Consider the following 25,658-nt stretch of genomic DNA (forward strand, 5'->3'; position numbering starts at 1 on the left):
AAGCTATTCTTTAACGGGCACGGTTTCTAATGTCGGTGCCTCTTCTTCATTTACACTAAACATGAGGACTAACCCAATAAGTAGCAAGATTAGAATTGATGTCATTCCTAATCGCTGGCTTCCAAATTGAAGGGTTAAAAATCCTACTAACATTGGCCCTACAAAAGAGGTCACTTTCCCAGAAAGTGCTAGCAAACCAAACATCTGATTTTCCAACCCAGGAGGTGATAATCGCCCCATAAAGGAACGGCTCGCCGATTGTATAGGCCCAACAAATATACCTAAAAGTAGTCCCCAAATTATAAACCACATTACAGATTGAACTACAATCAATGCTATTAATGGGATAATAAGTCCCAAAATAGATACGATAATAGTGAATTTACTACCTGATTTATCATCCAGCCAAGCAAAACCAAAAGCTCCTAGCCCAGCCGTTACATTTAATCCTAGTCCAAACATCAAAATTTGTTCTTCATCCATATCAAAAGTACCTGCAGCGTACACACCGCCTAAGGCAAAAATGGTCACAATAGCATCGTTATAGAATAAACGAGCTACTAAAAACCGAACGATATTTTTTAGTTTTTTAGCCTCTCGTAGTGAAGCCCGAATTTGAGCAAAGCCATCCTTCACTGCCTTTCCAATAGGTTTATTGGTTGAAGGAGTATCTTCTGTATTGAAGAATAAGGGTAAGCTAAACAGTGCATACCAAATTGCCGTGAGTATAAAAGTAGCTCGAACTGGTTCAGCCGTTGAAGCATCTAAGCCCAACCATAAACCATCGGTTTGGATGAATGCAAAAAGAGCCACTAACAAACACGCTAGTCCACCTGCATAACCGAGTCCCCAACCCCATCCGCTCCAACGACCTATCTTATCTGCGGGTACTAAATCAGGAAGCATTGCGCTATAGAATATAAAGGCAAACTCAGCACCCACAGTAGCCAGAAACACCATTATAAGAGCCATCCAAAGTGAATCGGTTCCAGGTTCCGCAAACCATAGCATAAAACATGCTATCACACAGAGTATGGTAAAAGCCGCAATCCAAGGTTTACGCCTACCCGCTTGATCAGCAATGGCCCCTAAAATGGGTGCCCCAATAGCGATAACAATGCCGGCTGTACCAATCATGTAGCCCCATTGCGAAGTACCTATCTCAACTGATTCTGCAATAGCTTTGGTAAAATAAGCTGCAAAGATAAAAGTCTGAATGATTACGAAATATGAGCTATTCGCCCAATCATATAACGCCCACGAAAATAGTCCTTTAGATTTGGCCGTAGTTGGTTTGGTCATTCAAGTCCCTTGAGAGTGTTTAATTTTTGTGAATATCGTTGAACCTCAGTTTAAAGCAAAATGAAGATTTTGATTGGTGCTTTTGTTTTCGATTCATTTTTAAACAAATTAGAGTCATCACAAACCCTACCTTTATGAAAAATCTTAGTTTTACCTCTACCCTTCTGCTATTTCTAATAGCCCTACTTTCATTTCAAAACCAGCTTCACGCTCAAGATTTCGAGAGCGTAAAACAAGCTATTCAAGCTCACACAGACAAAGAGCAAAAAGCATTCATTGAAGGTGAATGCGAAACGGTATTAGATCTCATGACAGATGATATCGGGTTCTATGCTAACGGTAGAAAGGCACCGTCTAAAAAAATGATTGGTATGTTTTGTGAGAAAATACCCCGTCCTTTCGGTACTCTTAATAATGATCACATGGAAATTATTCCACTTACCAATGAATCGGGCTATACCTTAAGAACGATGGATTATTATAAGGATGATCGAACCAAAGTAGAGGAAACAGTTACAAAAGTTTGGATAAAAACTACCGATGGTTGGAAAATAAAACATCTCCATTCAACGGTTAAGGAAATACCTAGAACAAAAGATTAAGGGGTATCTAAAAGGTCTAAAAACCAAAAGCCCATTTTCTGCTCATCGGTTTCGTTCGATAATTTGCACTCATCATCTTGCTGTTGAGGTGCTTTATACGACTTAAATACGACCTCTCCTTTTTCGAACGGAATCTCTTTTGTGAAGATAGGCCCATCATATACAAAAGTGTGAAACTCTCCATTTTCGCCACATGGGTCTACATTATCAGGTAAGCTTTCTATGAAATCATCATCCAATTCTCGCCCAACAAATGATTCATCTAGCAATTCCGATTTCACACATACAACTACGGCTTTAAATCCTTCCTCAATAAAAGCTCTCATTAGTTCTGTGGTGTTATGTCCCCACAACGGGAATATCGTTTCAATATCAGACTTCGAAAAATGATTTTCTCGATAGCTTCTTAAATCTTCTAAAAAGATATCTCCAAAAACAGCCGTATCTAATCCCTCTTTTTTTAGCCCTAGAAGTTTTTCATCAACCACCGCTTCATATTCTTTGAGACTTGGGGATGAATTTAGTTCAATAGTGTGTAAGGGAATTTGAATGGACTCCGCTTGCTTTTGCAACAATGAACGCCGCACACCATGCATTGAAATTCGATCGGTGTCGCTATTCACATTAGTTAACAAGGCTTCAATGTTGAATTGAGGATCTTGAAGCATCTTATGCAATGCCATGGCACTATCCTTTCCTCCACTCCAATTAAAGAAACTTGGTTTAGGCATGAATTTTGGCATTATCTAAGTCCATCAGTCGAACACATTTAGCAGAAAGAGCATGGCTCAAATCAAATAATTCAGGGTGAATTAAGCAGGCCATAAGTTCGATTCCTTGAATGATAGTACCTGCCGACGGTTGGGTGAATAAATCGAAATCAGCTACATATACTTCACCATTCTTCACAGCTGTAAGATCCTCCCAGCCTTTTCGTTGAGTTAGCAAGTGCATTTCAGCGAGTGTTCGCTTAACGTCAAAACCGCAGGGTGCTACGATTAGTACTTCAGGATCATATCGTAAAATTTTATCCCAATCTATTACAATACTGTCACCCGATGGATTTGAAAGCATATCGATCCCCCCAGCATATCCAATTTGATGAGGAATCCAGTGCCCACAGTTATAGATGGGATCAAACCACTCTAACAAAGAAACCCTTCTTAACGGAGCTCTATGTTTGCGCAATCGATCTGTGATTCCATTCATACGCTCATTTATATCAGCCATGAGTGTATAGGCCCTTTCTTCATAGCCCATCGCTTTCGCAATGGTAATCAGGCAATCAAATACATCTTGTAATGATTGGGGAGTTAATGGGATCAGCTTTGGCATTTTATCTAATTTAGCCACTGCTCTTGAAGTACACTCGGTATCAATTTGGCATACTTCACATACATCTTGTGTAAAAATGATATCGGGCTGAATAGACTGCAGAATTTCATCTTCAACGTAATACAGGCTTTTTCCTTGAGCTTTACTAGCCGAAAAAATTCGATCAATTTCCTCACTGGAGTATTCCTTTCCTTCCAACACACAACGTACCACAACCTGTTTCTCTTCTAAGGCTTTGGGAGGGCACTCAAAAGTGATACCGTCTAGATATTGATCTAAACCTAAATCATAAATCATATGAGTTGCGGCTGGAAGAAAAGAACTTACTTTCATAATAACGATGGTTTAGGCTTCTACTTTTTGAGCTTTCAATTGGAAATATTTAGCACTCATCCATTCATACCCTACAAATAGGAAAGTACCATAGAATAATGTTCCAAACAGTAAATTACGCTCGAATGGAATAGCAGCAATTAAACATGCTATAAACCCTTCTACTGTTTGAGGGTAGGTGTTCGAGTATAACCAAACTCCAATATCCGTCACAATCCAATGGATAAACACGACTACAAGTGAACCGCCTGCAAAGTTTAATGCCGTACGATCTTTCATGAGTACATTTCCTGCAAGAGCCATTAACACAAAAGCGCCATAGGTCCACGCGGCCCCTTCATAAAACAATACCCATTCACCGTAGAATACCAACTTATTCAAAACGATATCACTGAGCCACAATGCTGCAACGGGCACTATAAAACTATTCCAGCGGGCAAAATAAGCTCCTCCGAAAAGTGCCATTGCCCCAACAGGACTGAAATTACTAAACTCTGGAATCGTGGTGAGTTCATGCGACATAAGCACTCGCCAAACCGCTGTAACAGCGACCAGGCAAAGTGCAAAGCCATTTCTAAAAGTAGTGTCTTTGATTTTCATAATTCGAACGATTATCTGATGTTAAAACGTAGACCCGCTTTGCTATAAATACCAATGGTATTATAGCCATACACTTCAGTGTAGTCGGTATCAAACAAGTTCTTGATGTCTGCAAATAAGGTTAATTGCCCTTCTAATAAAGTGTAATCTGCATATAGATTAACTAAGGTAAAGGCATCTAAAGTCTTAGACTCGCTAGCAAATGTATTAGGGTTGAAGAATACATCTTCACGCTCGCCAGTATGACGTACTTGTAGGTTCACATTCACATCATTACTTGGACTTACTAAAAAGCTAAATCCAAATGCATGTTCAGGTCTGCGAATAAGGTTATCTCTTTTCACTTCATTTCCAGAACCATCTAGGGTTGTTTGCTCGCCCGTTAAATAGTTATAGAATGATTGAACGGTCAAGAATTCGTTTACCAAATAGTTAGCACTTAGCTCAACACCTTGATCGTCTTGCTCATCTTGGTTTTCGTAGCCAGTACCGAATGTATAAATGATTACGTCATCAATATGACGGTTGAAATACAGCACCTCTGCATTAAAACGACCGTTATTGGCATAATATTCAATCCCAAAATCGATGTACCGGCTCTTCTGAGGCTCTAAATCAGGATTAGCACCGAACGGGCCAAACAATTCGTTTAAAGTAGGAGCTTTGAATCCCGTTGCATAAGAAGCAAGAACTCGAATGTTCTCATTTACATTATAGTATGGAGAGAAATTATAGGTTAACTGAGTTCCAGCATCAGAATGTTCGTTCAACCTAAAACCTAATTCTGCACCTAAGCCATTTTCAGCTTTTAAAATGGAAGAAACATAAGGACTGATTAAGGTAGCATCCGGGTTGTTAGTGTTTGCATCGTTGTCGTCTAAAACTTGCTTCTGGTAATTGAATCCACCTAAAACCGTTACATTTTCGCTGGCCGCATAGGTACTATAGATATCTAAGTTCTGGATATTCCCTGTAAATTCTGAGGTACCGAATCCACTTTCGAACGTACGTTCAACTTCATTGTATTGGTAGCCTCCTTTTACGGTCCAAGCATCATTTTCGAAATGAATATCTACCCCTGGGTTTACCAATTTAGCCGTGTACTTATTGGGGGCATCTGCAAAAGCGCCACCGTCATAATCACCTTCATAATTGGTGTAATTCACAAAGGGCTTAATAGAAAGCTGTTCCGTTAAAGCGATATCGAACTTGGCACTTAATGCGTCGCGGTTGAAGCCGTCTTTATCAAAGTTACCAGCATCATTCTCATCTTTAGCTTCGCTAATCCCATCGGTAGTCTGCTTACTGTAATTCAATGAGTAGCCTAGTAAGTTTAATCGGCCATTCACTCCCGCTGAAAGATCTACCGATTCATATGAACCGTAGGCTGCCTTACCGTTAACAGCTACTGTTTTATCTTGAGGCTTTTTAGTGATCACATTAATCACTCCTGCGATTGCATCAGAACCGTAAAGCGTTGACATACTTCCTTTTACCACTTCCACTCGCTCAACGTTATCGAGGGAGATAAGACGTAGATCTACGGCTCCGCCTGCTCCAGAGGGATCATTTACCGGCTGACCATCAATTAGGATCAGTACATACTGTGTGGTTGCGCCTTGAAGGTAAACGCCCTTGTCTTTACCAGGGTTACTGAATGCGCCGTTGATTACAATCCCTGATTGATCATCTAACAATTGAGCTAAGTCTTTACCCGCACTTTTGCGAATCTCGGCTTGATCAATTACTACAACAGGACGTGTAGTTTGGCGTGTTTCTGTGGGGATTTTGGATGCTGTAACTACAACTGTATTTAGTTCTAGTGTATCCACGGGTACACTTGTTTGCTGTGCTTGAATGGAAGAGGTGCTCAGCAGAACCCCTGCAAAAATACTTAGTAATGTTTTGTTGCTCATGGTGTTTTATTAATGATTACCGATGAGCTTCCGGTTGTTAGAGGGGATAAAATCTTGATAACGAAGACACAGGAAATGAGATACTAGAAAACCTGCGTATTCTGAGATGGATCTAATCCCGGCCTTTCCTCCGAAAGCCTGAAAATTCAGAAATACAACGGGCAGGTCTTCTGGCTCACTCCTAGAAGTCGACGCCTTCCCATCAGTTCGGGGTGAACTAACAGTGGCATAATGCCGAATCTACTTGAGAGTTTACAGCTACGGGGATAGCTCCGGATTTTCACCGGATTCCCTTTTCATTTCAGAATACACATGGTATTCATGAAAACCTGTTGCGCCAAAAGATTACGAGCTTTTTTCGGCGATGTCAATAGAACCTAAACATCAATAATTTTTGAATTTGAATCTCTTAAAAAAAAAAATATACTATATAGGAGTTAACTGTAACTAATTAATATACACATGAATAACATTAAATATATTGATCTAGCTTTGATTAGCACGTTATTTACATTATTACTGGTTTTTTATTTTACATCCCCAGTTAAAGCACAAGAAGCTCAAGATTGTACAGAATATTGTGAAAGTTTGTGTGGTGAAGCGACCACAAGAGTGTGTCAATATACCTATTGCAATAATGAACCAAAAACTTGCATGGGTAAATGGATACCTGAGAACAATTAATTCTAATGAGCTTACAGTAAGATGTAAGCTCAAATTTTTTGAGCATGATTACTTACATAAGAATATTCATTATAGCATTGATTATCATCTTAGGCTCATTGTTACTATATAGATTAAATGCTATTGATCCCTCCTTGTCTTTAAATGAAGAGCTTAAATTATCTCAAACTAAAAATGATTGGAATCGAAATTGGTTGAAAAACTCAAATCAACCCATTCAATTAAACTCTGACATAACCGAATATCTCTATAAACCTGAGATGCTCGATACGTTTAACGACACTTTATACATAACAGATTATGCAGACATGCATATTAAAAGATTTACCAAAGATGGTAAGTATATAGATACGTTTGGGAACGGTAAGGGTAGAGGTCCTGGTGAACTCAGTCAAATACTTGATGTTTTTATCTCGCCAAAAACTTTATACGCTATCGATGCTGGAACCTTCCAAGTCAAAAGATTTGAAAGACACACAAAAACAACTTTAGATCCTATTTCTTATGATAATTTTGAGTTACGTGTTACTGTGATTGATAGTTCAATAGTTTTAATGGGGTTAACACAAGACTTATTCAGAGTAATAAACAATAATGGCAAAGTAGAACATGCATTTGGAACTCTAGCTAACGATCAATTTGCTAACATTCTTTCATTTGACGGCTTAATAATTCCATCAAATAATAAGAATGAATTCATCTATTTACCTTTTTACGCTAGTTATATGTTTTTCTATGATCTTCAAGGCAGGTCAACAAAAACTGTTCAAACACTTGATCGTTTAAAATATCCCGAAAGTAGTCAGACATCCAATGGTCAGAAAGCCCCAAGTTCTCCTGTTGGCTTAGAAGGTGTTTCTTATAATGACGACTTTCTATTTCTACAGTATGTAAGTGCCAAAAATACAATTATTAATAGAATGCACACCTACGTTGATATATATTCACGTTCTGGAGATAAATATTTCGGATCCATTTTATTCGAAACTAAAGTGAGAGGCATCGCAGTAATAGACCAAACTATATACACTATGAATGATTCACTAAGACAAATTGAAGCATTTGTACTTCCTGAGATTAATTAACTCTTTCATTAAATATTTTCGGTAGAACTAGAGTTTGAATCCATAAAAAAAGGCCCCTAGAAACTAGGAGCCTTTTTCAACATAAATTTACAGAGATGATTTATCTCGTCAACTTCTTGTAGTGAATACGAGTTGGTTGATCGTCAGTGATACCAAGTCTTTCTTTACGATGAGCTTCATACTGCTCATAGTTTCCTTCGTACCAATACACTTGGCTATTCCCTTCAAAGGCAAGGATGTGTGTAGCCACACGATCTAAAAACCACCTATCATGGGAAATCACAACTGCACAACCTGCAAATTCAAGTAATGCTTCTTCGAGTGCACGAAGAGTGTTCACATCCAAATCGTTGGTAGGCTCATCCAAGAGTAACACATTGGCACCCTCTTTAAGCATTTTTGCAAGGTGCACTCTATTACGCTCACCACCAGAAATCTGTCCTGTTTTCTTTTGTTGATCGGAGCCACTAAAGTTAAAACGAGCAACATAAGCACGAGAATTTACTTCCCTATTACCAAGCTTTAGAACCTCATGTCCACCTGAAATTTCTTCCCAAATTGTTTTATTTGGATCTAATGGGCGCTTTTGATCTACATATCCTAACTGCACAGTTTCCCCTATCTCAAGGGAGCCACTATCAGGTTGCTCTTCCCCAATTATCATTTTGAAAAGCGTGGTTTTACCTGCACCATTCGGCCCAATCACACCCACAATACCACCTGGAGGTAATTGAAATTCCATGTCTTCAACAAGGAGTTTATCATCAAAGCCTTTGGCTACATTTTCGGCTACAATTACTTTATTCCCTAAACGAGGTCCTGCCGGAATGGTGATTTGCATATCATCCACCCTCTTTTCTTGGTCTTTTGCCAATAGTTCTTCGTACGAATTAATACGTGCTTTACTTTTCGCGCGGCGACCTTTAGGGTTTTGACGAATCCACTCCAATTCCTGCTGTAGTGTTTTCTGGCGATTCGATTCTTGCTTTTCCTCTTGGCGCAGTCGCTCTGATTTTTGCTCTAGCCATGAGGTGTAGTTTCCTTCAAACGGAATACCTTCTCCTCTATCTAGTTCTAAAATCCAACCCGCAACATTATCTAAGAAATAACGATCGTGGGTCACGGCGATTACTGTTCCTTCATAACGTGCTAAGTGTTGCTCTAACCAACCCACTGATTCAGCATCTAAATGGTTGGTAGGCTCATCAAGCAATAGCACATCGGGTTTCTTCAGTAGTAGGCGGCATAGAGCTACACGGCGAGCCTCACCCCCTGAAAGTACAGAAACAGAAGTATCGCCTGGAGGACATCTTAACGCGTCCATGGCTTGCTGAAGCTTACTGTCTAAATCCCATGCTTCGAGGCGATCGATTTGATCTTGAAGTTTCGCTTGTTTTGCGATAAGCGCATCAAAATCGGCGTCTGGATCAGCAAAAGCAGCATTAACGGCTTCATATTCGTTGATGAGGTCAACCGTTTCCTGAACTCCTTCTTCAACAATTTCTTTAACTGTTTTTTCCGGGTCTAACTGTGGCTCTTGAGGGAGGTATCCAAAAGTGATGCCTTTTTGCACACTGATGTCTCCTAAATAATCCTTGTCTTCGCCGGCTATAATGCGGAGCAACGTAGATTTACCTGCACCGTTTAAACCGAGCACACCTATTTTAGCTCCGTAAAAGAAAGACAAGTAAATGTCTTTTAAAACAGTTTTGTTGGGCTTGTGAACTTTGCTCACCCCAACCATCGAAAAAATTATCTTCTGATCGCTCAAACTAATCCTCTTTGGTTCAATTTTATGAAGCTCAAAGGTACGGAGAGTTCAAGGTATTTCAATACCCTAATTTAGAATCAACGGGGCTAATTATGCGGGGTATCCCGAACCTCCGGCTATGTAATCGCGCAGGGAATCAATTTCGACTTTTTGATTCTGAATGATCGATTTCACTACATCCCCAATGGATACCACACCAACCACTTTATTTTGATCTATCACAGGTAAGTGACGAATTCTTTTATCCGTCATGAGTTGCATACACAAGTTTACTGAATCAGAGGGTTCTACACACACCACTTTATCCGTCATTATTTCGCGCACCCAAGTACTTTTTGAAGCACGACCTTTCAGTATCACTTTATTGCGATAATCTCTTTCTGATATGATTCCCTCAAGTTCATCATCTTGCATAACCAATAGGGCTCCTACGTCTAAATCAGCCATTTTGGCGATGGCATCATAAACCGTTTCCTCGGGGTTCACCGAATAAATTTCTGTTCCTTTATTTTTAAGCAAATCTCTGACCGTCATAATATTCTCCCGTTAAGTGAGTCTTTAATACAAAAAAACAGATCTTGGGAATTTTGCAAATATTCACTTCATGTATGTGGGAATATTTTCTGAATGTTCTTTGGATTTTGTATAGTGTCGCAGCAAGTAATTGTAAACATAAAGGGAAAAGTTTTGAGTATAGCTGACAAATTTGGGGATCCAGCCATTCGAAAAAAGATCGTACATGGCCTTCTACTCACCTTCACTCTATCGGTGATATTTTTATTTTTTACTGATGGTTTCACACAACAAAATGGGCACTATGGCTTTTGGTCCATCACTCCTCCCTTATTAGCTATCTTTCTTGCTTTTTATACCGGTGAAGTAGCCAGTTCCTTATTCTTGGGCATCTGTTTAGGAGCTGTAATATCCAATAAAATTAATGTGGTACAGGAATTCCTGATCCCCTCCATTGGAACACAGGATTTTGCCTTAATTCTTCTTGTTTATCTATGGGCACTAGGCGGGCTCATCGGTATATGGACTCGAACGGGTGGGGCCGAGAAGTTTGCATCATGGGCAAGCGAGAAGATGGTTCATGGTCCAAGATCAGCCAAATTATTTACTTGGTTTATGGGCATCGTATTTCATCAAGGAGGAACCATTAGTACGGTGTTAACAGGCGCTACAGTTCGGCCAATCGCCGACAAACACAAAGTATCGCATGAAGAACTTTCTTATGTAGTGGATTCAACCGCAAGTCCAATAGCCACACTCATTCCCTTTAATGTGTGGCCTTTTTATGTAGCGGGTTTAGTGATTGGAACCAATGAGCTCTTCAGCACCACACAAGAAAGTATCGCTTTCTTCTTCTCAGCTCTACCTTTCAACTTTTATGCGATTTTCTCCATTTTAATAACACTGCTTTTTTCAGCAAATCTTCTCCCTTGGATTCCAGGAAAGCAAATGAGGGCTGCCATTAAACGGGCCCGCGAAGAAGGGAAACTAGACCGAGATGGCGCTATGCCAATGGCGGCCGACGAACTCACACAAAACAAAGTACCCGCGAATTACAATCCTGGCTTAATTGATTTCATCGGACCTATTGGAACCTTGCTTGGTGTTGCCATCATCCCATTCCTATACACTTACTTTATTCTTGATAAGGGAAATGAGTCAACCCTACTCATTGCTGAAGCTTTTGTAGCGGCCGTTTTAGCTGGGATATTAATTGCGGTAGCTAAAGGCATGAAATTACAAGAAACCATCGACGGGTTTGTAGATGGTTGCAAAGGTGTAACCATTGGTGCCATCATCTTGGCATTTGCGGTAACCTTAAAAGAGGTGGCTGATACTCTTGGAACCGCCAACTATGTAGTAGAATTAGTAGGAGACTCCCTAAGTCCCGTAATTTTACCCGGTATTTTAATGGCCTTTTGTATGATTATCGCATTTTCAACTGGTACTTCTTGGGGAACTTATGCGGTAGTATTTCCGGTGGCCATCCCCTTAGCTTGGGCCATAGTTCCCGATCCATTTTTCTTAACATTGTGCTTTAGTGCTGTAATTGGAGGCTCTGTTTTTGGCGACCAATGTTCACCCATTTCAGATACTACCATCTTATCCTCCTTAGCCACAGGTTGCGATCTCATGGATCATGTGAAGACCCAGTTCCCTCTAGCACTTGTAGCGGGTTCTTTAGCCGTATTAAGTTATGCAGCGCTGGTTATTCTATTTGTTTGATGTCCTGATAGTAAATCTTGGTTAAGATAATCTATTGTTTACTTCACATATCAATAGCTTATTCCCGTATATTAAGCGTATTCATCGAGCGCTATTATGACCTATTTATCTACAGAAAATCTTACTAAGAAGTACGGGCTTAAACTCCTATTCGAAAATTTAACTTTTGGCATCAGTAAAGGCGATAAAACAGCCCTTATTGCACAAAACGGAACCGGGAAATCAACCCTACTTAAAATCCTAGCGGGACAGGAAAATCCAGATGCAGGCGAGGTCATGGTGCGTAACGGCATTCGAATTGGGTTCTTAGCCCAAGACCCCCAGCTAGATGAACATCTTACCATTGAAGAGTATATCTCGCACGGTTCAAATGAGATGGTCAAAATTGTGCAGCATTATGAGAAGGCGGTTGCAGATCAAGCGGCAGACTATAATGAAAAGACACAAGAAGCCTTCGATAAAGCCTTAGCTAAAATGGACGCAGCTAATGCTTGGGATTACGAGCAACGATTGAAGCAGATTCTTGGGGTTTTAAATATTCACAATCTAGAACAACCCATCTCATCCCTGTCAGGTGGACAACGAAAGCGAGTAGCACTGGCATTTGTTCTACTAGATGAACCCGATCTGTTGATTTTAGATGAGCCTACCAACCATTTGGATGTGGAAATGATTGAATGGCTTGAAGGATATTTAGCAAAAAGCACTATGACCTTACTTATGGTAACGCATGATCGCTATTTCCTTGACAGAGTGTGTAATCATATTCTAGAAATTGAACATGGTGAACTGTTCCACCACAAAGGGAATTACGCATATTTCCTTCAAAAGAAAGCCGAGCGCGAAGAAATATATGCCACTGAAGTTGCCAAAGCGGGCAAGTTGATGAAGAAAGAGCAGGAGTGGATGCGTCGCCAACCGAAGGCACGAACCACCAAATCAAAAAGCCGCATTGATGCTTTCTACGAAACTGAAAAGAAAGCAAAATCAGGCCGTGTTCAGAAAGAAGTTCAGCTCGATGTAAATATGTCGCGCATGGGCGGGCAAATCCTGGAACTCGAAAACGTATCCAAATCATATGGGGATCTAGTAATACTAGACAACTTCGAATACTCCTTCAAAAAAGGAGAACGCATTGGCATTATTGGGAAAAACGGGGTTGGTAAAAGTACCTTTTTAAAAGTTATAACCGGAGAAGAACCCATAGATTCTGGTGAAGTTAAAACGGGCCAAACCATCATTTATGGGCATTACAAGCAGCAAGGGCTCACTTTCAAAGAAAATGAACGAGTTATTGATGTAATAAAAGAAGTAGCTGAAGTCATAGAACTGGCCAATGGCGATACCATTTCAGCATCGCAGTTCTTAGAGCATTTTCTCTTCGACTCAAAGATGCAATACACTCCTGTTAAGAAGCTAAGTGGTGGAGAACGCCGTCGACTTGGGCTTATGATGGTGCTTATCAAGAACCCGAATTTCTTAATTTTAGATGAGCCCACTAACGATTTAGACCTCATCACACTGGAGAAGCTAGAAAGCTTTTTAGCTGATTTTGGCGGTTGTCTTATCATTGTGTCCCATGATCGTTATTTCATGGACAACCTAGTGCAACATTACTTTGTATTCGAAGGAAATGGAGTGATTTCAGATTTCAACGGCACCTATCAGGAATACAAACAACTTCAAGCTGCCCAGGAGGAAGAAGCCAAAAAAGCAACTGAGCAAAAAGCTAAGCAAGCAACACAGAAGCTAAGCCCATCCGCCTCAAAAGAATCGGCTTCCGATGCTCAAAAACTGAGCTTTAAAGAACGAAAGCGATACAATGCGCTGGAAAAAGAGATCGAGAAACACACTAAAGAACTCGCTGAAATTGAAGCTAGCTTAAGTTCAGGAGAACTAGATTTTGAAGCTATACAAGAGACTTCAAAAACCTACGAAACACTGAAAGAAACTCTGGAAGAAAAAGAATTAGAGTGGTTAGAACTCGCTGAGCGAGCTTAACACATCTTCCCATTTAGCTGCTTATCCAACTCTGGCCAGTGTGGAAGGTATTGCGTCATAAACGCTTTAAAGCGAGCGTTGTGTAATCTCTCATGTAGATGAACCATCTCATGCACTACCACATATTCAAGCAGTTCTGGGCTTTTTTTAGCTAGTTCTAAGCTTAGCCAAATGCGATGTGCTCGGATATTACAGGTCCCCCATCGCGTTTTCATTTTCTTCACCCCAAATTCCGTTACTTGAACCCCCATTATGGGTTCCCATTTGTCGATAAGAGCTGGAATCTGCTGCTTCAAATACCCGCGATGGAAATCTTCAATTAGCTTCTTCAAGCGAACTGTATTTCCTTTGAGTACACTACCAACGCGGAGCTCACCATCTTCAAACTCAATAAAGTTAGCGTTCACATTCTCTACAAAACGCAATCGAAATAGCTCCCCTTTAAATAGATGCTCCTCTCCTTCAACAAAAGTGAATTCCCTTTTAGCCTGTTGGCGTATCTCCTTTGCAGATTGGTGCTTTCGAATCCAGAGAAGTTTTTGCTCCAGAAATTTTTGCAAATCCCGATCTCTAACTTGGTGCGGGCATGAAACTCTGATGGCACCTGTGCTTCGATTCACTCGAATATTGATATTCTTCACTGCTTTTCGAGTTACAGTAACTTCGAGTTCTTTAATACTAAGTGTGGAGGTAATTTCTTTGCGTTTTCTGCCAAACATGGCCAACGATAGGCATTCCTTAACTCAGGAAAAAGATGTGCATAAAAAAAGCCACCCGAAGGTGGCTTTATCTCTCTTTGACCAGCAGTTTGTATGATTACTTATTACGACGTGCGGAACGCGCTTTCATCATTTTCTTTCTTTTGCCAGCTTTTTGCATTCTTGAATCGAATAATACTTTTTGATCATCCGTCAATGTTTCTCTTATGGAATGCTTAGTTGTCAATTGCACTTTCGTGATCTCGGCACGCAATTCAGCTGCTTCATCGATTACTTTGTTGAGCGCTTGCTCATCGTAGTCATCACCTGTAGACAGTGTGCGAATTCTTGCGTGTTTCTCAGCTAACTGGTTCTGTAATGAAATCGTTTCCTTACGGCTACTTAAAGTTATTTCTTTAATTTGTTCCTTCTGCTGCTCCGTAAGCGACTCCTGAAAGCGATCCTTTTTTTGCATGCGTTGCTTGGTCATCATTTGACGTTTTTGCACCATTTCTTTGGCTTCAACATTCGTATTCACTCGGGTTCTGCGTTGTTGCGCCTCAGTGGTTACTGTAAATGCCAATAGCATGATGAATAAGGATGGGATGATTTTTCTCATGACGATACTCCATGTTTTATTTAGTGATTTAAAATGTAGATGTCCTTACTACACATTATTAGAAGAGAACCCCCAAAAAAACTTGCACATAATATTTACATAAAATATATGTGCGATTTATGTTTGAATTTATTACACTCCTCTATCATCCTAAATAAATGAGACGAATATGATTGCTATGAAATCCCAAATGCCCCTTTTCCGTGAACCAGATACATTAAATGCGTACCGCACATTTATTGGGCTACCATCCAATCTTGCAAAGGAAATTCGCTTATTGAAGGAAGAATTCCGAAAAACTTATGGGCCATTTGCTTCCGAACGAACCACACCACACATAACCATTTGTAGTTTCTTACTACTTGAACACAGAACTTTTGATGTATTCACTCTCATTCAACGAAGGCTAGAACACCTTCCTGCTTTCGATTTTGTAATAGACGGATTTGGCTTCGATGATCGAAACAAACAAATCTATCTTCGCATTAAGGAATCGGAAGTATTTACTTTTATGAGTCAAGAATTTGAACGAACCCGCCAACAATTACACATCAAGAATAACTATCAAGGAAGTTCAGAAGCACGTATTACTATTGCGAAAGGCTTAACACGCGAGATCTACGAAGATGCGAAATCTAAATATGCAGAACGTACTTTCGACGAGACTTTTATGGTAGATAAACTTTGGGTAGTTAGCTTAGATCAGGATAAAGGTCTCTACACTCCTTTCACCAATATTAAACTAAAAGGATAAGCTTTTTAATGAATTGGGAGTAATACGGTAAAGGTAGAACCTTCGCCTTCTTTAGACTCCACCGAAATGCTTCCATCATGTAATTCGATAAGTTCGGAACAAAGAATGAGTCCTAGGCCTGTGCCTTTCTCACTCATGGTACCCTTACGTTGAGGTCTGTTATTCTTATCAAATAACGATTGAATAATTTCCTCATTCATACCCACGCCTTCATCTTGCACAACTATTTCAACCTTATCGGTGAGCTGCTTGGCAGAAATTTTTATTTCCCCACCTTTATCGGTGTACTTAATCGCATTACTAATCAAGTTCCTAAATACCGTGGCTAGCATCTTAGAATCTCCATCCATCAAAATGGGATAAATCTCTTGCTTGATTTCAATTCCTTTGCGAGATGCTGCACTTTGCATTAATGAAATTGACTTAACCAGCACTTCTTCTAAGTCAATGGATTCTTTGTTCACCTCTATATCGGAATCCTGCATACGAACCCAGTCCAATAAATTCTCAAGTAACTCATAGGCATTTTGAGCCGACATATGTAAAAGAGAAAGTTTGAATTCAGTATCACTTTCAACAGGTATAATATCTTTCAATTCCATTTTAAGGAGTTCCGCCATACCAAGTATTCCTTGAAAAGCTCCTTTTAAATCGTGGGCAATTATCGAATAAAGTTTATCACGAGTAGCGGTAATTGCTTTGAGTCGTTCGTTCTGCGATACAATTTTCTTTTCGCTGTCTATTTGAATGGTGACATCTTGAAAAGTACCACTCATCGACTTTGTCTTGCCATCTTGAGTATGTGCCGTACCAATAGCACGCACCCATTTTCGAGTGCCATTCGCTGTTATAAAAGGTAGCGTTATGTCGTAGCTATCTCCTCTTTCTACAGCTCTATTAATCACAGATATAATTTTGTCTTTAGATGAACCTGGGAAGAATTCAATCACTTCTTCTAAATTGATCTCGCTACCAATAGGGAGTTCATAAATTCTATATAACTCATCGGTCCAATACAGGCGATTTGTGTCTACTTCAAATTCCCAACCTCCTACGTTGGCCATTTCTTGAGCACTTTTAAACAACAGGTCTACTTTTTTACGATCTGTAATATCACGAGAAACAGATTGTAGCTGCTGTACTTCGCCATCTTTCCCTTTCACTGGGGTAACCGAACTTTCGAACCAAATGTAGTCGCCTTTTTTATTTCGGATGCGATACTCTACACTGCTTACTGTTTTGGCATCGCGCAGGTCTTTATGAGTATTCTCGCGAAGAAATTCTATATCCTCTTCATGAATCAAATGATAGTGGTTCTTACCTAACAGTTCCTCTGGGGTATATCCTAAAATAGATTTAGATGAAGGGGAAACGAATTCATAAACGCCTTCCACATCATGAATACATATCATATCTGCGGAATTTGAAGATATGAGTTCATAAAGCTCGTTCTTCTGCCTTAATTCCGTCTGAATACGGTCTCGTTTTACAGTGGCACCTACCCATTCGCCTAATAAGCGTACAAGTATATAATCAGAAGGGATGAAGCCACCTTCTTTAGGCTTTGGGCTCGAAAAGTTGATGGTGCCATAAAGCTCGCCATCAATCAAAATAGGAATGCCGATATACGATTCTAAGGAGAAGGCCTCGTAGCATGGATGACGATTATGCTCACTTTCACTCATGTGGTTGATAGCAACTACATCATCACTTTTAAGTGTGATACTGCAGTACGTTGAGCCTAAAATAAACTCTTGCCCTACATGTAGCCCTGAGTCCGGTGGGTAAAAATATTGAACCGTATAATTTTCGTCTTTTACCTCGCTAATAATACCGATATCCATCCCAATCAACTCGGTAGTAAGTTTTAAGGCCATCTCTAATTGAGTGCGTAGTTCTGTACTCGTCTGCGAAGAGATTTGATAAAGTAACTTTAAGCGCTTTTCTGTTTCAGCTGCACTTATCAATTTTAATGGGGTACGTTGTGACGAAGTAGACGACATGAGGGATTCAAATTGGAACTATCGGAATTTTCAGATTATAACTTAATCTATCTTTAAAAACCCAATAATTCGTGTAATCTGATGATATACTATACAATAATGAAAACTATGACTTACTACGGTTGACACTTTAATAACACAACACTAGAAAAAATCTACAAGTTATATTTCATTAATAGTCCCATTTCCAGCAAGCACAATAGCACTTAATAATTCTCAATTTTTTCTACCTTCCACAAAAACGCTGAGACTTTATTCTTGAATACATTTTTCGAAACTACGCACTTATTTTCTTCCTACGGTGTGGAACACTATGCCGTACTTGGAATCTTCCTCCTATTTTCGGTGATTTTTTTCCAATTCATGAATCCTAAGAAACAGGATTACCAAAGAAAGGTACTCTTCGCTGTTGCCGTAATTCTTTCCCTTTCTCAGCTATTAAAGATCCCATTAAATATAATAGCTGGTAGTTTCGATCCTGCGCATGACATCCCACTTCATATGTGCAATTTCCTACCTATGGTGATGATGTGGGTGTACTATAAGAAAAGCCAGAAAGTATGGGCGGCTATCTTCTTTTGGGTGATCATTGGCGTTTCACAAGCAAACCTGACTCCCTCTGTAGAGTTCTCATTATTTCATTACGACGCCATTCGCTATTGGCTCGTTCACCTTATGTTAGTGATACTCGCTCTTTATCCTGCCATGAAGTGGGGTTGGGGACTCACCCTTAAAGATGTTCGAAATTCCGTTCTAGCACTAAATGTAGTAGCCGCCATCTTATACCCCATTAACCTCGCTCTGAATAGTAATTATCTCTATATCATGGCTAAGCCGCCAGGCACTACCTTCTTTAGCATACTTCCTGAATGGCCAATTTATATTCTTTATCTCGAAGGAATCTTAGTGATCTGGGCTCTCTTTGTGTGGGCGGTTTTCAATCGCATTAAAAAGAAGGGATAAGTTCGGTTAATATCCATCGGGCAGAGTACTCTTCCGGTAGATGTATTGCGGCAACACCTTCACTATCGGCCCGACGGGCTATCCGTCGGACCGGGCATTGCCACCTTATCAATTCCATCCTAGTTCAATAGCTCTGCTGCGGAACATTCCTGATCTAAACCACAAGCATAGAACCATAGGGCGGATCGCCCGTACGATAGATGAGATATCAACCCGACAACCTACCTATATACCTCACCATCGGACCTAAAGGAATTGGTTGAACTATCGGTAGTCTTCGGTTTGCATAATCGGTACCTTATAGCTTACCGTATAATTTTTGATTGAACCTCCATCCATGGACAATAACGACATCTTTCGCCGCCTGCGATATATACTAGGATACAATGATTTAAAAATGACTGAAGTTTTCGCTCAGGCTGATCATGTTTTACCTCAGAAAGAGGTAACCCTTTGGCTCAAGAAAGACGAAGATCCTGTGAAAGTGGATATGCCAGATATAAAAATGTCGATTTTTCTAAATGGATTGATAAATCAATTAAGAGGTAAGAAAGAAGGTGCTCAACCAGAACCGGAAAAAGTGCTAAACAACAACATCATTTTCCGAAAACTACGCATCGCTTTCGATTTACAGTCGGATGAAATCTTGGACTTATATGAGTCTGTGGATAAAAGTATTAGTGCTCACGAACTCAGTGCCTTCTTCCGCAAGCCTAGTTCATCTAAATATCGAGCGTGTAATGATCAATACCTCCGCCACTTCCTGAATGGCCTTCAAAATAAGTTTGAGAAAAAAGAGAATTAAGTAAGCTAATCTCTAAACCAACTTACTGATTCGGAACCCCATCGGGCGGATGGCCCGTCCGATGGATGAACAAGCGACCAGATAAACTCAACGCAACTTGCCCCCACCATCGATCCGATGGGCGATCCATCGGAACGCACTTAGTTAGATTCCAAAGAATGCCTTAGTCGAGAATAACCTCTACATGCTAGTTCTAGTTTTAAGAGTGAAAACAGTATTTTCAAATAAATATTCTTCCAAATACACCATATTCTTGAGGGATAGATTTAGCCCCCATTCAGGTTTACTCTTCTTCCCTTTGTAGTCTCTATTTTTAAATAGAGAATTAGGTGATTTCCAAACATTTGAAGGAATTAAATATAATTTTGGTGTCTTTCCTTGAGTTAAAAGTACAAGGGCCAAGAAAAGGGATTCCTTTATTTCAAATTTTGTTTTTTCTAAAAATACATAACCTGGCTTTCGAACTGACTTTACCTGGACTTCAATGAAAGGATTATGTTCATATCTCGCTATAAAATCTATACCACGATCATCAACTTCAGTGGTATAAACTTGAAAGCCATACATTGTTAATTCCATTTTAACAAAGTATTCAGAGTAAGTACCTACTTGCTGCTTGTTAAGATCGGCCCAATTATATCGACTCATGATTTAAACTACTTTTCAGATTTTGAGTAACACTCCCTTAACGATCTTTTAAGTTTGTAACTTAAAAATCCTAGACAAAGAAGTCTCCTGACTTCCATTACAGACTCTACTACAGCAAATGTTATAAAATGTGCTATTAGATGGATATGAATCTTGAAAGGCATAAGCTAAATCTATAGAATTTAACCTTTAATGCAAGACTCAGTATTGCATTACTGCTAGTTTTAAGTCAAAGACTTAAAACATCTATGGAATGAGCTGAAAACCTCCATCGGGCGGATGGCCCGTCCGATGGATGAACAAGCGACCAGTTGAATACAAAGCATCCAACCCGTTCTTACCCCACCATCGATCCGATGGACGATCCATCGGGTCGTACTTAGTTAGATTGGAAAAAATACCTTACTCCCTTCGGAATGAGCTTGTAACCCCCATCCCGACCTCCATCGGGCGGATGGCCCGTCCGATGGATGAACAAGCGACCAGATGAACTCAACACAACCAACCCGTTCTTGCCCCACCATCGATCCGATGGGTAATCCATCGGATCGATCACATAACTACAAAACAAAAAAACCCATGCAAATCAATGACTTACATGGGTTGAGAGTGGGCCCAGAGGGACTTGAACCCCCGACCAATCGATTATGAGTCGACTGCTCTAACCAACTGAGCTATGGGCCCGGCCTTAAAGGGCGACAAAGTTACAAGGTTTCACAGCTATTTAAAAGCCTTTTTTTAGCTTTCCTCCAATTTTCGTGAATGGTTTCTCCCCTTATTTACGTTTACCTTTCTCCATCAATAAACTCTTGATCTCAATGCTATGAAAACGACTCATTTCTAGTTTAATTTTTTTAGTTTTTTTAGAGGCTAATTTTTCTGATTCTCGTAAAACTTATTAATAAACTCTAAGAACTGTCTTTCCTATCTCGGATAAAATTATTAGAAATCATCTTGCCTTTAAACATACTACTTATTAGAATAGTCAATAAGTTTATTGATTTTTAACATCCTAATTATTGAACTTATACATAACCAAAAAGATAAATAATCTATTGAATCAAAAATTTATCTGTACAGGTTATAATGAGTTTATTGTGAATTCTATTAGCATACATAATAATGATTTACTCATATTATATTTTTACCCCATTAGGGTTTTTTAAAAATTGAAATATTAGATCATTTTAAGAATAGAAATAAGATTTATTTAGTTCTTCAGAAACTTCACAACATATAAAAAAAGAATCAAATATTTAGAATTTGACACTATTTAGAGGTCATAGATTTAAATCCTAATTACATTATAATTTAATTTTTCACAGGAAAATTATTAATAAAATTGAACAAGAAATCAGCATGTCTTATTGAAATACGGATCATATTTTAAACCTCTTTAGGCATTATATATCTGTCATTAAATAAAAGAGAAAGCTTCGCATGATTATAATTTAAAATTCAATTTTATTACTGATTCAATAGGTACTAATCTACGGTCTTACTAGACACAAAAAAATTTAAGTCTAAAGTGAACTGTACAAAAAGTCGATAAAGAAAATTGAAGTAATTTCTTCACTATTAAACAAGCCCTATTAGGATTGATTATTAAAATTGAATCCTACATCGGTTGAATTAAAATTTATTATTAATAAACCCCAGTGACTTCTTCTTAGTTAGGCAGGTTAAGGAAACAATTACATGAGTAATACGGTCCCTATGAGTTATAAAGCGTTAATTCTCGTTGGTAATAAGAATGAAGCCCAAATTTTTAAACAGTATTTAATCAAGTCTGAAGCACCATTTGGCGAGGTCAAGATTGTTCATGATAAAGAGGCATATAGAAACGCATTATTAAGCTTCGACATGGATCTCATAATTTCTGATTATGAGATGACTGATATCAATGGATTACAAGCTATAAGGTTAAGAAATACCTTGAAAGATGACGTGCCTATTATAATCGTTTCTGCGTCTATAGGGGAAGAAAAAGCTGTAGAGCTTATAAAAGAAGGAGCCGTTGATTTCCTTGAAAGGAATAATGCTGAGAAAAGACTTGCTAAAACTTCCCTAAGAGCCATTAAAGATTCAAAGGAAAAACAAAAAATAATAAGCGCTAAATATGCTTTACAACAAGCTATGAAACGCTATACCCTGTTATTTGAGTCTAGTTTAGATGGGCTTGTTATTGCAGAACCTACTAATAAAGGAAAGATCATTGATGCTAATAATGCTTTTATCAAACTTTTGGGGTATACAAACCAAGAAGTGAGAAATCTTAAATGGGAAGATCTATTTGCCAAAGAGCCGAAAGAATTTTTAGAATTTCTAGATATTTTCTCAGTCACTTCCAAACAAAGTTATAAGGGTAAGCTATTACTAAAATCAAATGATGGTAATATCATCCCTGTAGAAATAATTTCTCGATTAGAAACTTTAGATAAAGAACATCAAATTTACAGTATTATTCGGGATATAAGGGAAAGAGAAAAAGCAGAAGCAGAGTTAAAAAAGCAGTATCAGGTCAAAGTATTACAACAACAGATTACTGAGACCATCAATAATAATACTTCTTTTAGTATCGCCCTAGAGATGTGTCTCGACAAGATAAACTCATTTCTTGGTTGGGACTTAGGTCACTTATATATCAAAGATTTTAATGAAGGAGCAAAACTTTTTGTTCCCTTGAATGTGTGGCATAAATCAAATCAAGAGAAGTATAATGCATTTATTGAGGAAACAACCACCCTAACTTTCCCCTCAGGAGAGGGATTTATCGGTAAAGTAGCAAAGAATAAAAAACCCAAATGGTTTAAAAGTGTTAAGGAGAATGATGAGTACTATAGGACAGATGGAATAAAGAAATCCAATCTAAAAAGTGGCTTACTATTACCTATTACTGTAAATAACGTTACTGAAGCTGTACTTGAATTATATACAGAAAATGAGTGTGATAAAAACGAAGAACTACAAGGCATCATTGAAGCTGCTACCCAACAAATGTCTCTACTCTTTGAGCGTAAATTAAACATGGATTATCTACAGGATGAAAAAGAGCGATACCGCTTGTTGGCGGAGAATTCGACGGATATGATTAGCCGACATACGAAGGATGGAAAATACCTGTATGCCTCACCTTCCCTTATGACTCTACTAGGATATAAACCAGAAGAATTAATTGAAAAATCAGCCTATTTATTTATCCATCCAAATGACCTTGAAAAAATAGAAACACTACATTCATCAATTCTGAAAAATCCTAAGTCCTACAAAATCAGTTACCGTTTAAAGAAAAAAAATGGTGAATGGTTATGGGTTGAAACAATTGGTAAAGTTATCTTAGATCTTGAAACTGGTGAAATAAATGAAATACAAACCTCTACCAGAGATATAAGTGACCGAATAACTTATGAACAGGAATTAGAGGCAACCAGTAATTTGAACAAAAAGATTGTTGATAGCCTGCCGGGTATATTCTTTATTCTAAATAATGATGGAAAGATAAACCGGACAAATGCTAGGTTTAAATCAATTGTTGATTATTCCATTGAAAAAGAAAGTGAACTACCTTTTATAGATTTTATAAGTCCGGAAGACCGGAAGAAAGCTCAAGAGGCATTTGAAAAAGCCTTTGAAGAAGGTCATGTGGAACTAGAACTTTCACTAATAACCAAAACGGGAGAAAAAATACCGTACCTCATGACTGGTATTGTTGATATTCTACGAGGTGATAAACTCCTTTTAGGAACTGGAATTGATATTAAAGAACGAAAACAAATTGAGTATGAACTAAAAAGTGAGAAAAAATTTATTGACCGAGCCATTAACAGCCTTCCTGGTTTATTCTATGTTTTAGATGAAGAACAAAATTACGTCCGTGTCAATGATGAATTTATTACAACTTTAGGATACAGCAGATCTGAATTAGATAATATGAATCCGTTAGATTTTTATCTAAAAGAAGATCACGAAAAAATAATAAGAGCCATTCAAAATGCCTTTGAAGAGGGTTTTGCTTCTATTATCGCAAAAATAAGAACTAAAGATGGAAACTTACCATATTTCTATCTTACTGGCTCTCATTTTGTTCAGGATGGAAAAAACTACATTTTAGGAACTGGAGTAAATATAACTGAGCAAATTCGATTAGAAAGACTTTTAGATCAAGCTCATAATATGGCTCGAATCGGAGCCTGGGAAGTGGATTTAGTAAAAAATGAAATAATATGGTCTAAAATAACAAAAGAGATCCACGAAGTGCCCGATGATTATGAGCCCAAACTTGAAACAGCCATTAATTTTTATACAGAAACAGAAGATAGGAAAAAAATTGAACTCGGGTTAAAAAATGCTATTGACAATAATCAACCGTGGGATGTTGAGGCACAAATTTTAACAGCGAAAGGCAATAAACGATGGGTTCGAGCTATTGGGAAGCCTTATTTTAACGAAGGGGTTTGCATTCGTTTGTATGGAAGTTTTCAGGACATTACCGCTCATAAACAAAGAGAAGAAAAAATTCTGGAAGGCTTAAGAGAAAGAGAAGCACTTTTACAAGAAATTCATCATAGAGTAAAAAATAATCTGGCTTTAATCTCTGGGATGTTACAATTACAAGTGTTTGCAGTTGACGACCAAAAGCTGTCAATGATTTTAAATGACAGTCAAAGTCGTATTAAATCCATCGCACTACTTCATGAACAGCTCTATAAATCCGAAAGTTTTTCAAAGGTCAATTTTCTAGAAAATTTAAAAGAGCTTGTCGATCATGTTTATTCATCATTTCAGATAAATAATAAAATAGTGATTGAACTGAACACGGAAGAGATATATATGAATATTAATCAAGCCGTTCCACTAACACTGATCATCAATGAGTTACTTACAAATAGTTTGAAACATGCCTTTAATATTCAAGAAAAGGGAAAAATAGTTATAGATCTATTTAAAAAAGGAGAGGAACTATACCTAAATATAAAGGACAATGGTTGTGGGCTTCCAGTGGATTTCAATCTCAACAAAACAGAATCCTTAGGAATTACTTTAATTAAAACACTTAGTTCTCAATTAGATGCGCAAATGAATTTTTCTTCCACTTCTTATGGCACAACATTCGAGTTAAACTTTACCATACAAGAACAAATCCGTGGTTCATCAGGTGATTTAGAATAACTTTATACCGTTTCTCGAACTTTTAAATTGTAATATTTTATGATTTAAGAAGTTTATAATCTGATGAGATTAGTTTTCATATTCGAGCTATCAATCATTTTATATGATCTCACATTAAACCTAATGCAATAT

19 protein-coding genes, 1 tRNA gene and 1 riboswitch are annotated in these 25,658 nt (G+C 38.4%); of the genes, 8 read left to right on the forward strand and 12 right to left on the reverse strand.

Going from position 1 to position 25,658, the window contains the following annotated elements; translation table 11 throughout:
- Positions 1-3 precede the first annotated feature (3 nt).
- Positions 4-1,302 carry an MFS transporter gene (locus tag B155_RS0108895; RefSeq protein ID WP_018127919.1) on the reverse strand — a complete coding sequence of 433 codons (1,299 nt, stop codon included), beginning with the start codon at positions 1,300-1,302 and terminating at the stop codon, positions 4-6.
- A gap of 134 nt (positions 1,303-1,436) precedes the next feature.
- On the opposite strand from B155_RS0108895, the gene B155_RS0108900 reads away from it, so the two are divergent.
- Positions 1,437-1,904, forward strand: a complete 468-nt coding sequence (locus B155_RS0108900) for a hypothetical protein (RefSeq protein ID WP_026167284.1) — start codon at positions 1,437-1,439, stop codon at positions 1,902-1,904.
- Here the strand turns inward: B155_RS0108900 and B155_RS0108905 are convergent.
- Genes B155_RS0108905 through B155_RS0108920 form a run of 4 tightly spaced genes read right to left on the reverse strand, consistent with a single transcriptional unit; the run spans position 1,901 to position 6,088 of the window.
- Positions 1,901-2,647 carry a Dph6-related ATP pyrophosphatase gene (locus B155_RS0108905; RefSeq protein WP_018127921.1) on the reverse strand — a complete coding sequence of 249 codons (747 nt, stop codon included), beginning with the start codon at positions 2,645-2,647 and terminating at the stop codon, positions 1,901-1,903. The two genes, B155_RS0108900 and B155_RS0108905, sit on opposite strands and share 4 nt — an antisense overlap.
- Positions 2,628-3,572 (reverse strand): ABC transporter substrate-binding protein, encoded by a 945-nt coding sequence (locus B155_RS0108910; protein WP_018127922.1) that lies wholly within the window; start codon positions 3,570-3,572, stop codon positions 2,628-2,630. Before B155_RS0108910 ends, B155_RS0108905 begins: the two co-directional genes overlap by 20 nt.
- Before the next feature lie 12 nt (positions 3,573-3,584).
- Positions 3,585-4,172, reverse strand: coding sequence for a DUF6580 family putative transport protein (locus B155_RS13245; RefSeq protein ID WP_018127923.1), 588 nt, complete (start codon positions 4,170-4,172; stop codon positions 3,585-3,587).
- Between the two features lie 11 nt (positions 4,173-4,183).
- The gene (locus B155_RS0108920) at positions 4,184-6,088 is read right to left on the reverse strand and encodes a TonB-dependent receptor plug domain-containing protein (RefSeq protein ID WP_018127924.1); all 1,905 of its coding nucleotides are present in this window, start codon (positions 6,086-6,088) and stop codon (positions 4,184-4,186) included.
- Positions 6,089-6,231: 143 nt separating this feature from the next.
- A riboswitch (cobalamin riboswitch) is annotated at positions 6,232-6,436 on the reverse strand.
- 380 nt (positions 6,437-6,816) lie between these two features.
- Between B155_RS0108920 and B155_RS0108925 the strand changes: the two genes are divergently transcribed.
- Positions 6,817-7,857 (forward strand): 6-bladed beta-propeller, encoded by a 1,041-nt coding sequence (locus tag B155_RS0108925; protein WP_018127925.1) that lies wholly within the window; start codon positions 6,817-6,819, stop codon positions 7,855-7,857.
- Positions 7,858-7,957: 100 nt separating this feature from the next.
- On the opposite strand, the gene ettA is transcribed toward B155_RS0108925, so the two are convergent.
- Entirely contained in the window at positions 7,958-9,634 is a 1,677-nt protein-coding gene (ettA, locus tag B155_RS0108930; protein ID WP_026167285.1) for an energy-dependent translational throttle protein EttA, read from the reverse strand.
- An 84-nt stretch (positions 9,635-9,718) separates the two neighbouring features.
- A complete protein-coding gene (locus B155_RS0108935; protein WP_018127927.1) occupies positions 9,719-10,162 on the reverse strand; it encodes a CBS domain-containing protein in 444 nt (147 codons plus the stop codon).
- 153 nt (positions 10,163-10,315) lie between these two features.
- On the opposite strand from B155_RS0108935, the gene B155_RS0108940 reads away from it, so the two are divergent.
- Positions 10,316-11,866: a Na+/H+ antiporter NhaC family protein gene (locus tag B155_RS0108940; protein WP_240386271.1), complete on the forward strand. Its 1,551-nt coding sequence runs from the start codon at positions 10,316-10,318 to the stop codon at positions 11,864-11,866.
- A 96-nt stretch (positions 11,867-11,962) separates the two neighbouring features.
- A complete protein-coding gene (locus B155_RS0108945; RefSeq protein ID WP_018127929.1) occupies positions 11,963-13,867 on the forward strand; it encodes an ABC-F family ATP-binding cassette domain-containing protein in 1,905 nt (634 codons plus the stop codon).
- Here B155_RS0108945 and B155_RS0108950 read toward each other — a convergent pair.
- Both B155_RS0108950 and B155_RS0108955 read right to left on the reverse strand, forming a co-directional pair.
- Complete coding sequence (locus B155_RS0108950) at positions 13,864-14,586, reverse strand: M48 family metallopeptidase (protein ID WP_018127930.1); 723 nt, start codon at positions 14,584-14,586, stop codon at positions 13,864-13,866. The two genes, B155_RS0108945 and B155_RS0108950, sit on opposite strands and share 4 nt — an antisense overlap.
- A 97-nt stretch (positions 14,587-14,683) precedes the next feature.
- Positions 14,684-15,184 carry a Spy/CpxP family protein refolding chaperone gene (locus B155_RS0108955; RefSeq protein WP_018127931.1) on the reverse strand — a complete coding sequence of 167 codons (501 nt, stop codon included), beginning with the start codon at positions 15,182-15,184 and terminating at the stop codon, positions 14,684-14,686.
- Positions 15,185-15,353: 169 nt separating this feature from the next.
- Between B155_RS0108955 and B155_RS0108960 the strand changes: the two genes are divergently transcribed.
- Entirely contained in the window at positions 15,354-15,938 is a 585-nt protein-coding gene (locus B155_RS0108960) for a 2'-5' RNA ligase family protein (protein ID WP_018127932.1), read from the forward strand.
- A gap of 5 nt (positions 15,939-15,943) precedes the next feature.
- Here B155_RS0108960 and B155_RS0108965 read toward each other — a convergent pair whose 3' ends face one another.
- The gene (locus B155_RS0108965; RefSeq protein ID WP_018127933.1) at positions 15,944-17,941 is read right to left on the reverse strand and encodes a PAS domain S-box protein; all 1,998 of its coding nucleotides are present in this window, start codon (positions 17,939-17,941) and stop codon (positions 15,944-15,946) included.
- 258 nt (positions 17,942-18,199) lie between these two features.
- Here B155_RS0108965 and B155_RS0108970 point away from each other — a divergent pair, with 258 nt between their 5' ends.
- Positions 18,200-18,904, forward strand: coding sequence for a YwaF family protein (locus B155_RS0108970; RefSeq protein WP_018127934.1), 705 nt, complete (start codon positions 18,200-18,202; stop codon positions 18,902-18,904).
- A gap of 337 nt (positions 18,905-19,241) precedes the next feature.
- A complete protein-coding gene (locus B155_RS0108975; protein WP_026167289.1) occupies positions 19,242-19,709 on the forward strand; it encodes a YehS family protein in 468 nt (155 codons plus the stop codon).
- A 180-nt stretch (positions 19,710-19,889) separates the two neighbouring features.
- Here the strand turns inward: B155_RS0108975 and B155_RS0108980 are convergent, their stop codons facing one another.
- Together B155_RS0108980 and B155_RS0108985 are read right to left on the reverse strand one after the other, a co-directional pair.
- On the reverse strand, positions 19,890-20,357 hold the full coding sequence (locus B155_RS0108980; RefSeq protein WP_018127936.1) for a hypothetical protein: 468 nt from the start codon (positions 20,355-20,357) through the stop codon (positions 19,890-19,892).
- A 610-nt stretch (positions 20,358-20,967) separates the two neighbouring features.
- Positions 20,968-21,041: transfer RNA gene (locus B155_RS0108985), tRNA-Ile, on the reverse strand.
- A 1,014-nt stretch (positions 21,042-22,055) separates the two neighbouring features.
- On the opposite strand from B155_RS0108985, the gene B155_RS0108990 reads away from it, so the two are divergent.
- Positions 22,056-25,526 carry a PAS domain S-box protein gene (locus tag B155_RS0108990; protein ID WP_018127937.1) on the forward strand — a complete coding sequence of 1,157 codons (3,471 nt, stop codon included), beginning with the start codon at positions 22,056-22,058 and terminating at the stop codon, positions 25,524-25,526.
- The last annotated feature ends 132 nt before the right edge of the window (positions 25,527-25,658 follow it).

Origin of the sequence: Balneola vulgaris DSM 17893 (assembly GCF_000375465.1) — a bacterium.
In the GTDB taxonomy this organism is placed as follows: domain Bacteria; phylum Bacteroidota; class Rhodothermia; order Balneolales; family Balneolaceae; genus Balneola; species Balneola vulgaris.